The organism is Scytonema sp. HK-05, assembly GCF_963872035.1.
In the GTDB taxonomy this organism is placed as follows: domain Bacteria; phylum Cyanobacteriota; class Cyanobacteriia; order Cyanobacteriales; family Nostocaceae; genus Kalymmatonema.
In genome coordinates this window covers 44,113-57,724 of record NZ_CAWMYC010000093.1, presented here as the reverse complement: position 1 = coordinate 57,724, position 13,612 = coordinate 44,113, and the positions used below count along the sequence as shown (strand labels likewise).

Annotated in this window: 11 protein-coding genes; 6 read left to right on the top strand and 5 right to left on the bottom strand. The window is 44.8% G+C overall.

Annotated features, from left to right (window positions below):
- The first annotated feature begins 437 nt into the window (after positions 1-437).
- From AACT52_RS13575 to AACT52_RS13565, 3 genes are all read left to right on the top strand, one after another.
- The gene (locus tag AACT52_RS13575; protein ID WP_158054632.1) at positions 438-599 is read left to right on the top strand and encodes a hypothetical protein; all 162 of its coding nucleotides are present in this window, start codon (positions 438-440) and stop codon (positions 597-599) included.
- A gap of 51 nt (positions 600-650) precedes the next feature.
- Complete coding sequence (locus AACT52_RS13570) at positions 651-1,457, top strand: phytanoyl-CoA dioxygenase family protein (RefSeq protein WP_073631298.1); 807 nt, start codon at positions 651-653, stop codon at positions 1,455-1,457.
- 321 nt (positions 1,458-1,778) lie between these two features.
- Entirely contained in the window at positions 1,779-2,834 is a 1,056-nt protein-coding gene (locus AACT52_RS13565; protein ID WP_073631296.1) for a glycoside hydrolase family 43 protein, read from the top strand.
- A 69-nt stretch (positions 2,835-2,903) separates the two neighbouring features.
- On the opposite strand, the gene AACT52_RS13560 is transcribed toward AACT52_RS13565, so the two are convergent.
- The 4 genes from AACT52_RS13560 to AACT52_RS13545 form a co-directional block, all read right to left on the bottom strand.
- On the bottom strand, positions 2,904-4,622 hold the full coding sequence (locus tag AACT52_RS13560) for an ATP-binding response regulator (protein WP_073631294.1): 1,719 nt from the start codon (positions 4,620-4,622) through the stop codon (positions 2,904-2,906).
- An 81-nt stretch (positions 4,623-4,703) separates the two neighbouring features.
- The gene (iscB, locus tag AACT52_RS13555) at positions 4,704-5,978 is read right to left on the bottom strand and encodes an RNA-guided endonuclease IscB (RefSeq protein WP_073631292.1); all 1,275 of its coding nucleotides are present in this window, start codon (positions 5,976-5,978) and stop codon (positions 4,704-4,706) included.
- 802 nt (positions 5,979-6,780) lie between these two features.
- A complete protein-coding gene (locus tag AACT52_RS13550) occupies positions 6,781-8,046 on the bottom strand; it encodes a hypothetical protein (protein ID WP_233153928.1) in 1,266 nt (421 codons plus the stop codon).
- A gap of 405 nt (positions 8,047-8,451) precedes the next feature.
- Complete coding sequence (locus tag AACT52_RS13545; RefSeq protein WP_073631290.1) at positions 8,452-8,802, bottom strand: YkgJ family cysteine cluster protein; 351 nt, start codon at positions 8,800-8,802, stop codon at positions 8,452-8,454.
- 146 nt (positions 8,803-8,948) lie between these two features.
- On the opposite strand from AACT52_RS13545, the gene psb30 reads away from it, so the two are divergent.
- Positions 8,949-9,080, top strand: coding sequence for a photosystem II reaction center protein Ycf12/Psb30 (gene psb30, locus AACT52_RS13540; RefSeq protein ID WP_073631288.1), 132 nt, complete (start codon positions 8,949-8,951; stop codon positions 9,078-9,080).
- A 67-nt stretch (positions 9,081-9,147) separates the two neighbouring features.
- Here psb30 and AACT52_RS13535 read toward each other — a convergent pair whose 3' ends face one another.
- Positions 9,148-11,286 (bottom strand): single-stranded-DNA-specific exonuclease RecJ, encoded by a 2,139-nt coding sequence (locus tag AACT52_RS13535; RefSeq protein ID WP_073631286.1) that lies wholly within the window; start codon positions 11,284-11,286, stop codon positions 9,148-9,150.
- Between the two features lie 203 nt (positions 11,287-11,489).
- On the opposite strand from AACT52_RS13535, the gene AACT52_RS13530 reads away from it, so the two are divergent.
- A complete protein-coding gene (locus tag AACT52_RS13530; RefSeq protein WP_073631284.1) occupies positions 11,490-11,909 on the top strand; it encodes a trypco2 family protein in 420 nt (139 codons plus the stop codon).
- A gap of 28 nt (positions 11,910-11,937) precedes the next feature.
- Positions 11,938-13,587, top strand: a complete 1,650-nt coding sequence (locus AACT52_RS13525) for a CHAT domain-containing protein (RefSeq protein ID WP_073631282.1) — start codon at positions 11,938-11,940, stop codon at positions 13,585-13,587.
- Positions 13,588-13,612: the final 25 nt, after the last annotated feature.

Here is a 13,612-nt window from a genome sequence, read left to right as displayed (position 1 = left end):
AGAAAGAATCATCCGCTACTAATCATTCGCTACTAATATTAAACGCGCTACAAGGAGCGATAAATTAAGAGTTCTGGCGAGCAAGTATTGGTCAGAAGCCCCCGGATAAATCCTTTGGAGAAAAAGAAAGTTTTCCGCACTTCAATCCCCCGGATTCTCCTTGTGGGGATATTCTGATTACTGCGTTCTCTGTTCTGCGTTCTTCTTAATTCAATACCTGCTAATTGGGCTTTGAAGGTAGCTGCTGTTAGGAATGCATCTACTAAAGGGAATAGTTACAATTGTATAGCCAACCACTTTTTGCTCTAACAATCAAGAATTACTTTTAGTAGCGGGTATTGGACGAGCGAAAAACTGTAGAGCAAAGCCGCCTTTAAGTATTGAAACTGCAGCTGGAAGATAACTAGAGACAATTCAACTATTAAAAGGCGCGCGGGATGGTGTCAAAGATTGATTTGCTTCCTCTTACAAAGCAAGTCGAACGATTCCACGGAACAATTTCTTTGTTCCAAGTTCAATCGATTCAGCGATCGCAGCATTTAGAGGAGATTCTGCAGAATATTATTATCAACAAGCAATTTGCAAAGTTCTGCTGTTGAGAGTCCGGTTCAAATTCGACTCTTATATCATGAATTAGAGAGGATAGAAAAATGGTTCAAAGTATAGGTTCAAGTAAGTATACGGCTACTGACTTAGACCGATTCGCACAAGAGCTTAATCGAGACGGAATTTGTGTAATTCGCGCTCTTTTTGACAGAAAACTGATTTCAGAGTGGGCACAAGCTTTTGAAAAGTTATTTCGAGAGCGTCAAAATCAACCAGGTGGGCTGGCTCCTCGTGAACTTGCCCGCTACTATTTGACGTTGCCTTGGGTTCCCCCATTTGCCAATGTGGAAGTTTTCGCCAATCCGACAATCCTGGGTGTCCTAGATCGCGTGTTCGCTCAAGAATACCTGATGGTTCAGTTAGGGGCTGATATCCCGGTGCAAGGCTCAGATTATCAAGAAATTCACCGGGATTTTCGCCCTCTGTTCTCGGATCAAATAGTCACGCCACTCTATGCCCTAGCTGTCAACTTTCCACTGGTTGAAGTAACGCCAGAGAATGGACCATTCCAGATGGCGCGTGGCACGCACGTCTTACCGCGTGATGAAGCCCTCTTTAAGATTGCAACGGGCGAAATTCCCATGGAATCTTTTTATATGCAACCAGGTGACGTGATTATCCGAACACCCCTGGCGCTGCACCGAGGTTCACCAAATAGGACTAGCCAGCCGAGACCAATGGTAGTCATGGGCTACGTTATGCATTGGTTGCACACAGCGAAAGTGGATTTGACTCTCCAGCGAGACTATTATGAGAGCCTGCCAGAGAAGATAAAGCAGTTGCTGCGGTGTCAGGTGGTGGAGCAGTTGCCAAAGGAAAAAGTCGAAACTTACGTAAATTTCAAGTACTAAAAAGACAGTGTGCTAAAAAAGCACTGCTAAAAAAGCTAAGTGCTTTGGAAATCTTGCATCGTCACATCGCCATTTGTCATTAGTTATTTGTTCAAATTAAGTAGAAATGATTAATGACAAATGACGACTTTGATGAAGAAACGTGTAACTTACAATGCACTTGCAGCTTACAAATTTTCCTACCTTCTCTTAAAAAAATAAAGCCCGGAACAAGCACAAAGATAGAGGTTTGAAGAAGAAAAACCGAGGAAGATTTGTGATCGTCATCCGAATTATTCCATAGCACCATTTTGTTGCAGTTGCACTTCTTAGAGAACTACGATGTCTCAGATTGAGCCAACACCCGAAGCCGTTACCCAGACACGCACCTACACCAATCCAGTCTACGAAGGTTATTTCGCCGATCCCTTTGTCTGGGAGTACCAGGGCGTATACTATGCGATTGGAACTGGTGCGGCGGAAGCCCAAGGACAGGTAGATGAAATCGCTGAGGCGTCAGGCGTTGACTCTACTAACAAACTGCGTGTCTTTCCTCTGTTACGCTCCCTCGACTTTCTAAACTGGCATTTTGTTGGTAACGCGCTGATGCGACCAGATCCTGCCCTCGGCGATAACTTTTGGGCACCCGAAGTTGCTTACTGCGATGGCAAGTTCTACCTTTACTACTCAGTGGGGCACGAGGACAAGAATCATCAGCTGCGCGTTGCAAAGAGCGATACTCCTAATGGTCCCTATGAGGATGTTGGAGAGCCGCTAGTAGATCCTAAGTCTTGTTCCTTTGCCATTGACCCGCACCCATTCCGCGATGACGATGGACAGTGGTATCTGTTCTACGCCCGTGATTTTCTAGACACTGAGGACGGTGTGCGTGCTGGTACTGCGCTCTTTGTAGACCAACTCCAAAGCATGACGAAGCTCAAGGGCGTTGGGAAAGTCGTCTTGCGTGCGCGTTCCGATTGGCAGCGGTTTTTAGCCAATCGTTTGATGTATGGTGAAATTTTTGATTGGCATACTTTGGAAGGTCCTTGTGTCCGCAAACATGGAGGTCAATACTACTGCTTTTATAGCGGTGGGCGCTGGGAGACAGAAAACTACGGTGTGGATTATGGAGTTGCTAATAATGTGATGGGACCTTACTCTGATGCGGGCAACGAAACGGGACCACGGGTGCTGAGATCCGTTCCTGGTCGTGTTTTAGGACCTGGACATAACTCCATCGTTCTTGGTCCGGACGGTCAAACTGAATACATCGTCTACCATGCCTGGGGAATAAAGATGGCTGCGCGGCAAATGTGCTTAGATAAGCTCATCTGGACGCCAGATGGACCGTGTTGCAATGGTCCTACTTGGACGCCGCAGACCATCACCAGCATATGAGTGACAACTCTCACCGCCTGTTGTCAGCCCTGATCGCGGATTTCGATTAGGACTAAAGCCACCGCAAACTCATTGCTCTTTGCCAGTAAGTCGGGCAACAACTGCAACTAATTGAGCTGGCTCAACAGGTTTAGGGACATGCATTTGAAAACCAGCCGCAAGCGCTTGTTGCTGATCATGCTCCTTTACATAAGCCGTGAGGGCGAGCGCCGCAATCTGTCCTCCTTGTTCTGGCGTCATTGATCGAATCTGACGCAGCAGCGTGTAGCCATCCACTTTTGGCATTCCAATATCGATCACAAGTATATCTGGCTTCTGATTTGCCAGTGCTTCTAGCGCCTCAGTTGCCGATGCCACTGCGGTGACATCAGCCTTATACTGTTCGAGTGCAAAGGCGACAAATTCCCGCGTACCAGCGTCATCCTCTACCACCAGGACTTTTATGTCAGTTAAATCCAAGCATGGCTTGGGCGGTTCGCTGTTTAAGTTTGTTTGTTGGGAACTCGTCATTAAAGGTAGTCTGATAGTAAAGGTTGCGCCACCTCCAACGCCAGGACTTTCTGCCACGAGCGTTCCGCCATGAGCTTCCACAAGTTGCCGGGAGATAGCCAGTCCCAAGCCCAAGCCCCCAAATTCGCGCGTGATGGAACCATCTTCCTGCCGGAAACGGTCAAACACAAACGGTAGGAAGTCAGGGTGAATACCTTGTCCTGTGTCGCTAACTACAATCTGGGCATAGCGTTCCACTCGTTCTAATTCCACCTTAATATAACCGCCCTCTGGTGTGAATTTTATCGCATTTGAAAGCAAGTTCCAGAAGACTTGTTGCAGTCTGCTTGCATCGCCGATGACTTGTCCCACAGTCACGTCAAGCATCGTCTTAATATGAATTGACTTCGCTTCAGCCGCTAGACGAACCGTTTCCAAGGCAGCAGCAATCGGCGCGACTAGTGTGACTGAAGTTAAACTGAGTGCTAATTTGCCTTGTATGATCCGCGAGAGGTCAAGCAAGTCATCGACCAGTTGCGCCTGACGTTTGGCATGCTGCTCAATCTTGACCAGTGCTTCTTGAAGCTTCGCTTCCGAGAGCTTGTTTGTTTGCAGCAGCTTTGACCAGCCTAAAATTGGGGTGAGCGGGATTCTCAATTCATGCGAGAGCATTGCCAAGAACTCATCTTTGATTCGGTTTGCCGCTTCTGCTTCAGCACGAGTCGCTTGCTCCCGTTCAAGCAGGCGATCGCGTTCTTGCTCCATGAGTTTGCGAGCGGTAATGTCTCGTTGAATGGCAACAAAATGCGTGATCATCTGGTTGACATTACGAATTGGCGTAATATGCCATTCAATATAAAATTCCGTGCCATCCTTGTGGTAATTGATTGCTTCGCCGTGGAAAGGTATTCCCTCAGATAGATGTTGACGTAAGTCATCTAGCAGTCCACGATCAGTTTTGGGACCTTGCAGTATACGTGGAGTTTTGCCTAGCACTTCATCACTCGTGTAACCAGTCATCTGGCTAAAGGCTGGATTGACAAAGACAATCTTAGGGTGCGGTGGATCGAGTTTTGCTGTAGTAATGATAATTGAATCTTTGGATTGCTGTACCGCAGACAGCAAAGGCCGGATAGTTTCCTCAGTTACCTGCAATTCCCTCAAAGCATGACTCAATCTCTCAAGATCTTGAGTCAATTGACTTTGTTGCTTTAAAGGTAATTGGCTGGCATTCTGTTGCAGTTCAGCCATGCGTTTCTGCAAGTCTTGAATCTGCTTAACAAACTCGTCTCCGTTCACCGAGCCTCCTCGCACCGGAAGCCCCTGTTTTCTAAACATGGGGAGGAAGGGGCGGGGGAATTTATTCCCCGTTCAAATATCCTAAAATCCATACGAATAGCCGTCCTTTTTGTGAATTGATATACAAAATCTGTGGCTAATACCTGCAACACGACCACTAATGGTTGCAATGTCAAAGCTGCCAGTCTTGCGGCATAACACGCGACCAATATATGTACCAACCTTCTTCCCAAAAGTGACAACAGCTTTTGCAATGTCGCCAGTTTTGAAACCAAAGTGAATTTGTTTGCGTTCTCTGTGACGGGTCGGAAACCCATACTTATCAGTGCCGCACATTTGACGAGTTCCCCAACCAGTACATTTAATCTTCAGTGGCTGTTGGGTTAACAGATTTAAATTATTAACTTCTCCAACACAAGCTGCATCAATCCAATGTTGCTTGGGTAGTTCAAGCCTTGTTCGGTTATATTTCGTTTGTCCACCCGTTCCCGTTGTGGTGGGTAGGATGTTTTTTAAGGTGCGAAATAATTCCCAACGAGTTGCATTGACTGCGGCTGCATCTTTTAATGGTTGCTTGGCTTGTCGTTGAATTTTTTCTAACCTAGAACCATTCTTTTTGAGAAACTCGCCTATAGACTTAGTTCCTTTTTTGGTGTTACATCGTTCGCATGACAAAGTTAGATTACTGACTCTGTTGCTACCTCCTTTTGCTCTAGGGTGAATATGCTCAACTTGGAGGGGTACACCAGCATGATCACAGTAAGCGCACTTCCTGCCCCACTTTTCAAGCAAGTATTCTCGCACCTCATAACCAGCGAGTTCCCCTTGTTGATACTCAACACCATCAATTTCTGGGTTTTGCATTTTTTGAGTATCGAACTTAATCAACTCCATCGCTATTTGAGTGATAGGAGAATACAAGCAAAGCCGTTTTACCCATGTCTCAATCGTCAGGACACGATGCATCAACGATGGAGCAAGCCATCCCTCTTTGCGCTTGCGGTTATTGAAACGTGGTTGGCGATACCGAGTTTTGCGATTACGACGGCTGCGACGTAAAGAGCGTCTTGATTCTAAAGCATTCTTAATTTGCCAGCCTCTATGTTCCAGTTCTGCCGCCCAAACAACCTTGTCTTGATCCAAAATTGCAATACCCGTGAATCGACTACCGGGGTCGAGCTTGATAGTTAATGGCTTGCTCTGGGGGTTATCAACCACGTGTTTCAGAATGATTACAAACGGGTAAACCCGATATACAGCAGCTTTTTGTTTTGTGAGTAACTCTCTTGCTCGTGCTGGAGAAACTGGATTGAGTGGTTGTTTGTTTTGGTCAATAACGAAAACATAATTTTGCATTACTGCATACTCCTTGCGGGTAAAGTTTGCTTCGACAATGTTTAGGGTCGGTACTATCACGCGCGACACTGGTTTATTCTCTGTAAGCCTGTTTAATCGTTCGGTTCTAGGGTTCAGGACTAGCAAGCATCCTGAAGTAGGTCTTTAACTCTTGCCCTAAACGAGTAGTCTGGTCAGGTGAGTCAACCGACAAGCCCCTTGCCTTTAGGCATGGGGTTGGCATTTAACGAGAGAACCCTGACGTCGTATCTTCCGCAGCGATCACTTCAGATTCCATTGTGGATGGTTGAGTCGAGCATTTGCATTTATACTTGGAGAGATTTTTGGAACGCAGTTCACTTAAAAAGCATTGAGCTACTCCCACGGGGTAAACTAAATCTGAGAAAACCTATGCAAGTAACTCAAAAGTGTCCTTAATTGCTGCTGTCATCTGATTTGGTAGTGGCTTTTGCACGCTTGACGATGATTGGTTTCATCTCCCAAACCAGAGCTTAAGCGCACCCGCTACCCCTGCGGGTAATACTCACTTTCATATTTCAGAGCTTTTGTTTTAAACTTAGGAAGTAACCATCCAAAGCTTAAAGCATCTGACACTGAATACCCAATTGAATGTAAGTATTGAACAGTGCGACCAACTAGGATCGCTTCCACTTGACTTGATCGCATGTACCGAGTAATTTGGTTGTCCTGTCCTCGAATGCGGACATTTATCGCCGCATTCAAATCAGCCTGAATTACGTCCTTCGCGTAACGAATAAAGCGATCTCCTTCACGGCGACCCAAAAGCGTCCCGGTCTGGCTATCAACTTGCGACGTATAAGCTGGATTGACCACTGATATTGTCGATCCAGTCTCCAAAGAGATTTTCAAGGGTTGAAGCTTGTAATTCCCCTTTCATCCATTGGTTAAGCTTGCGATTAATTCGTTTCGCTGCTGCTTTACTTTTAATGGGTTGGGTAAGATCTTCGCAGATGATATCAACGGGTGAAGTGATATTCCGTCGTAAATCATTGCGAATAAAATTCCTAATAGTTTCCTTTTCGCGTTGAAGCTTGCGAGATTTTACCTTGTGACCAAGATTGTTTTCTAGAATTCGTGCTGCTTTTTGTGGATCGTGGGGCTTTAAATTCTGCCCAAGCGCTCTCATGCGATATTGGTTACGGTTAGTTTTAGCAATTCGCTCGGTCTTTTCGGTCATCAACTTACCAAGTCCAGCAGCGATTGCTTGTCCATCCGAGGTGTAAAACCCTTCCGTATACCCTTTATCAATTCCTAACTTGTGAGTAGGTTTACCTTCTGGCACAATCAAAGTGCGCTTATGAGTGCAATGTATTTCGAGTTGACCAAGTTCATTACGAATTACTCGAATCTGACCTTTGATAATATGACGACATCTAAGCTTTAGGGTAATCTTTTTACCACGCTCTAACCCTTGAATTTGTAGTTCAACAGAATGACGATTAAGCCGTTTACAAATGTAACCTTGACTTTGATAAACGATTTGGTTCCGTACAAATGTATGCCCACGCAAATACTGAGCGCGAAACTTACGATGCAACCAATTATCAGCAGTTGAATCTGTGTACAATAAATCAACTAATCTATTCCGGGCAAGTTCAACAGGACTTAGTGGGAATAGTTCTAGAGCCTTTTGTTTGAGAGCTTTAAGCTCTTCGCCCTTTTTCTTTTCCTTGTTTTCCTCTATCCACTTTAAGCGTTGCTGTTGGGCAGATTGCATGGGGTATTTGCGCCATATTTCTCGCAACAGGAAAACTTTCGCCGCTTCTTGTTGGGCGCTAATAGCCTTCATGGTGTCATTGACAGACCACTCCCATATCTTACCTGGAAGTCCAATTTCATTCCTCTTCATCATTGTCCGAACAATGGCGTCAGCTTTCTTCCAATCTAAGCCCCAACCTTGCAGGGAACCAAGTTTGTTATAGGTGAGCGTTCTGGGGATGCCGCACAGGTGCATTATTTGATCTACCTGTGTTTCATCAGAACAAAAAACAACAGGAATTACCTGAGTGTAAGTTTCTTCAGTTTTATGTTGTTTTTTGCTTGCCATGATTGCTTACCTCCCTTGTAAATACAAGCTAGCATAGTTTTAGACTTGCTACCATATCTAAATAAAAATGGGAAAGAAAAAACTCAGAGGAGTAGGGCAGGATTACAGTGAGGTGAAGACTCACATACACATTGCTCTAACTCCGACAGCAAAAAAAATTCTGCAACAAAGAGCGATGGAGTGCGGTTGCAGAAGTATTAGCGATTTAGTTGAAAAGTGGGCTAGAGGAGAAATTGCATAGAGTTGCTAGGTTTTATCTAGACTTTAGTTTTTCTGCTTAACCGCTTTTAGCCGATGGGATTTCGCGGCAACAGTTAACTGTTAACTGTTAACTGTCAACTGTTAACACAAGGGCGCTTGTACTCCACTGCTTACCTAGCTTTGTGTCTATTCCGCTACACCTGGTCAAATACCTACTGCTCGGTCGAAGCGTAACATTTCTAAACTTCTGTCGCCATACACCCCCTCTATTTGCTGATAACAGCAGTCTATGGCAAAATCGTTCAACTCCTCCGACTCAATACCGTACATCTCCTCAAACACCTCTGGTTCCACACGGCAAAATCGCGGACGGTTTGGGTAAATCCGGCATTCTCGCGAATCTTTGTCGAAATTCACACACCATCCCCCTTCGCCTACCATACTCAGATACAATTCCAGTTCCTCAGGTGATAAATACTCATATATGTCTGGACGATCTGCTGGGTCAAGATGACAGCAGGCTCCACATTGCTTAACACATTGCCAAGTTGCCATGACTAAAACCTCTTCTAAACGGTACTATTTTTTTAATTTTTATAGTTTTTTTTATAATTTTGTTAAGTAAATTAAAGAGAGCGGGCGATCGCCGGATATGATCAATTGCGGGATTTGCAGTTGTATCATTACCTTTGGGAGGACAAATGGACGCTATAGCCAATACTTTAGGCAACATTCATTGGGAAGTTATTTTCCAGCTCGTTTCTGTCGCACTGATCATGTTAGCCGGTCCTGCGGTCATTTTTGTGCTGGCATTTCGCAACGGCGACCTCTAAGAGGGCTGAAGTACGTAGGGGCGCAGTGCCTTGCGCCCGTGCGTATTGAGTAGAAAAGATTTGGATCTCAGTACCCGTTGCTCAGAACTGATAAAGCTTGAAGGGCAGTTTGAATAATCATGTTGTATTCGCCTTGAGAAACATCAACCTCCATAGCGTCTTGACGATTGGTTCCTACTAAGCCGATGGTATGTCCTAGCTCAACAGCTAAGATTTTGCCTTCGGGATATCCGATTCTTAATTCTGGTACAGAGCCATTTTTATAGATACCACAGCTGTAGTGGCGTTGATTGTACTGAATCGTAGTTCTTAACGGTGCCGATTGTGCAGCCAAAAAAATGTGAGACTGGGTTGGGAGCCTAACACCAACTAACTCCAACTCAATTGTAGTGTTTCCATTAAAGTGATTTTCTCGTAATTTGTACGCAATATCAAGTCGTGGTGGTAGAGGAAAATAGTCACGCCAGCGCCAGGCGATCGCCTTAATTTTGGACGGCAAATCATCAATAGTTTGTGATACAGTCAGCTTGATATGACCCTTGCCCACAGTTTGTTGCTCAATAACTCGAACATCAGGTGTCCAAAAGACTGGATCTGGGTTTTCGATACCACAAGGCTCTAAAACATTAAGCTGTTGATAAAGCTGGAAATGAATTTGACTGAGGTTGGCTTGAGTGTCAATTTTCAAAAGTGGTTTGAGGTGCTGAAGTTCAAGACATTTGTTAGCGAACTCACTCAGACGCGATCGCAATCCCTCTAAATTTTCTGATAACAAAGAAAATCCCCCAGCAGCCTTGTGTCCGCCGAATTTGCCAAGCAAGTCCTGACAATATTCCAAAGCATCAAATATGTGGAACTCAGGAATTCCACGCGCTGAACCGCGAATGTGCGTCTCATTCTCATAAGTACCAATAAACACCGGCACACCGTAACGTTCCACCAAGCGAGAAGCAACAATACCAATCACACCGTGGTGCCAGTTATGTTGCACAATGACTAGTACACGGTCTTGTGGTAGAGAAGCAAAGTATTCTGTTTCTACGATTTCTATTGCCTCTTGCTCAATTTGCTCGCACATTTCCCGACGCTGGCGGTTAATGGCTTCGCACTGCATAGCCCTTTCCAGCGCTATTCCCATATCGTCAGTCGTTAGCAATTCTATAACAATTTGTGGATCAGCAATCCGACCAATTGCATTAATTCGCGGACCCAGCCGAAAGCCAATATCCTCCGGCTTGAGAGATTTTGAATTTTGAATTTTGAATTTTGTAGACGCCCCCTGGGCGGCTTCCCGTAGGGTATTTTGAATTGATTCGTCCCCGTGTCCTCCTTTTGCCCCACTCGCCTGCACCCCAGACATTTGAATCAGCGCCTGTACTCCAGCAAGCTTGGATTTGGGTAACTGCTGCAAACCACTTTTTACCCAGTGGCGGTTTACGCCAGTCAAGGGCGCTAAATCTGCGATGGTTCCCAATGTAAACAGTTCCAGCATCGAAGCTAATATCTCATCATTAGCCTGTCCTAATTTTTCGGCGAGGGATACAGCCAAAATGTAGGCGACACCAACACCAGCAATACCGCGATAAGGTGAAGATTCTCGTATGAGTTTCGGGTTGAGAATGGCGTTAGCTGGGGGTAATTGTTGAGGAATGTCGTGGTGGTCAGTGATAATGACTTTTAGACCAAGTTCTCTAGCTCTGGCAATTGGTTCAAAAGCAGAGATGCCATTATCTACCGTAAGAATCAATCCTACGCCTTCGCTATGGAATTCTTCAATAATGCGTTTATTGATACCGTAGCCTTCATGCATCCGGCTAGGAATAGCATAATCGACTTGAGCGCCCAACCAACGCAGACTACGTAAAAGTAAAGCAGTGCTTGTCATCCCATCAGCGTCGTAGTCACCGCAGATGGCGATTTTTTCACCAGAGGCGATCGCCCACTCCAACAACTCCAGACTCATTGCCAAATCAGGAAAGTCGTCCAAGGGCGAAGGTAATACCAAGTCTCCTGAATTTAAAAAAGCTTGCGCTTGTTCTTTTGTTTCAATACCCCGGTTTATCAACAATTGGTTGATTAAGGGCGGTAAATTTGTAACTTCCGCCAGCTTTTGTGCCGATTCTGTTTTTTGAGGGGAAATTTGCCACCTTTGATCAGGTAGTCGTTGACGAAGACGGGAAAATTCAGGCGTGGATTGGTTTGACACAGTATGAATCAATGATTGTGTTGCAAAAACCTCTTGAGGACACGATAACTACTTTACAGGGATGTAGTTATGCAGAAGATTACCATGTTCCGCTACCTAAGAAGTAAGGAGGAATCATGTATCGAATAAAAAAGGAATAGAGCCGCACAAGCAGACGATTAGCTGGATAATATAATTTTTATCTTTCAACTGTACAAAAACTAATGTCTGAAAACGATAAAAGCCCGATTGAGTTGGCTGAGCTGATCCAACAGGTTAAAGAAGACCTTCTCTCGGTGACACCTGGAAAAGATAAGGATGCGCCTTTCCTGTTTGTTGAATCTGTGGAACTGGAACTACAAGTCACTGTCAAGCGAACTGGTAAAGCAGGTGTCAAGGGAAATATCAAAATTAATGTGCTAGGGAGTGGAGGCGAGGTTGGTGGTGAAATTGGTGGCGATCGCGCTCAAGATAGAACTCATAAAGTTAAAGTAAAACTATCTCCACTTTTTGATAAGGAGCGTTTAGTGAAGTTTTATGAGCAGGTGTATTCGGAAAATATGCCAGCGACGGTGAAGAACAGTATAACGGGACTCTTCAAAGGTGATGAGGAAAGCAACCTGAATGAAGACCTCGGTGACTAGTACTCAGACTAATAGGTAAAGGGGTAAAGTGAAACTGCTGGAGCTGAGGTTCTATCCAATTGAACGGAAGCAGGATTGCTTCAAAGTGAGTGTGGAGGGTTCATCAGGAGAAGTCCATCATGAACCAGCTCTACCTTTTTTAGATAGTGAGACTCCCGATGTGCAGGACAGGCGTTTCACAGTAGTCAAGATATTAGAGTCAACAAAGTTTAATCAGAAGGACTTTTCGGAAGAAGAACAAGCTTGGATGGTGCGCGAGCAACTTCTGTTGTCGGAGCAGAATGCTTTTCAGCCTCAATGGTTGGCTACTATTGGGCGTAAACTTTACCAAGTATTAGGTCAAAACATTCAGCAGGTGATTGAGGCGGCGGTAGCAGATGCTAAGAGCGATCGCACTTGGTTGCATATTCGCCTAAGGTTTCCAGCAGACGATCCCAAATATGTCCGCTTAACCGATTATCCTTGGGAGTTGCTCCATAACGATTACGGGTTTCTAGCGCATCAAGGAGTCACTTTCTCCCGCTATATTGCCTATAAGAGTCCTCGTCCCAATTTGCCAAGTGTTGAGCGGCTTAATGTCTTGTTGATTTCTTCCGGGGCAGGTGATGATAGAATCGGACTGAAACCATTACCTTCTGATGAACGAGAAGCGATCGCTCAAGGACTGCAACATGCCCAAGAGCAAGGGGCAATTCAATTAGAAATTTTAACTACTCCAACATTAAACGCGCTTCGCAGGCGGTTGCTAGAACGCCAAAACGGGGTGGTTCCTCACGTTCTGCATTTTGATGGTCATGGGTTTTTTGGTAAGCGCTGTAATGAAGCAGGATGCAGGAAAGCTTATAAACAGGGTGCAACCAAGTGCGAATGCGGTGCAACCTTAGGAGAAGCCCAAGGTTATTTAGTATTTGAGCAATCAGATGGTGCCGCCGACTATGTGAGTGCTAGGGAACTTGGAGAATTGTTGGGTAATTTAGAGCGTCGAGAACAAGCCAATTTAGAACATGGAATTGCATTGGTGGTTTTAAGCGCTTGCAGATCTGGAATGTCTCGCTTGAGTGAGACTGTCTTTAATGGCGTAGCACAAAACCTAATTGGTCAAGGTATTCCGGCTGTGGTCGCAATGCCGTATTCTATCATTGTAGCTGCTGCCAGTGCTTTTGCAGAAGATTTTTACCGATCGCTTGGGCAAAAAGAGTCACTGGCGATCGCACTACGGCGAGGACAAAGTGCAATGGGAATTGAAGGAAATCAGTGGTATCGTCCTGTGCTGTATCTGCGTTGGGAGGATAATGAGGGAGGACAGTTATTTAAGGATTCTTCAATTCAATCTAATACTATAACCCAAACTTCACCTACCTTTCTGGAGAAATCTTCTAAAAATCAATCTTCTGAGGTTTTGACGTTGAACAATGAGCAGCGGAAAAAACTCCGAGAGGCTTTAATCAGCGCTTTTCCATCTGAAGTTGATTTAGAGATGATGCTGGCAGATGAGTTGGAAATTGTGTTGAACACTGTTTCAAGTGGTATAAATTATACAGATATTGTATTCAATCTTATAAAATGGTTCGATAGCCAAGGACGAGCAAAAGAGCTTATTCATGCTGGATATAGAGCCAATCGAGGTAATCCAAAATTGAAAGAATTTACCAGAGAAATAGGTTTAATTGACATCTAGTTAAATTTCAAAATTATATACAAAG

Coding starts and splice junctions, on each gene's coding strand:
- AACT52_RS13565 (WP_073631296.1), top strand. CDS start 1,779: ATGTCTCAGATTGAGCCAACACCCGAAGCCGTTACCCAGACACGCACC.
- iscB (WP_073631292.1), bottom strand. CDS start 5,978: ATGCAAAATTATGTTTTCGTTATTGACCAAAACAAACAACCACTCAAT.
- AACT52_RS13575 (WP_158054632.1), top strand. CDS start 438: ATGGTGTCAAAGATTGATTTGCTTCCTCTTACAAAGCAAGTCGAACGA.
- AACT52_RS13545 (WP_073631290.1), bottom strand. CDS start 8,802: ATGGCAACTTGGCAATGTGTTAAGCAATGTGGAGCCTGCTGTCATCTT.
- AACT52_RS13570 (WP_073631298.1), top strand. CDS start 651: ATGGTTCAAAGTATAGGTTCAAGTAAGTATACGGCTACTGACTTAGAC.
- psb30 (WP_073631288.1), top strand. CDS start 8,949: ATGGACGCTATAGCCAATACTTTAGGCAACATTCATTGGGAAGTTATT.
- AACT52_RS13550 (WP_233153928.1), bottom strand. CDS start 8,046: ATGGCAAGCAAAAAACAACATAAAACTGAAGAAACTTACACTCAGGTA.
- AACT52_RS13530 (WP_073631284.1), top strand. CDS start 11,490: ATGTCTGAAAACGATAAAAGCCCGATTGAGTTGGCTGAGCTGATCCAA.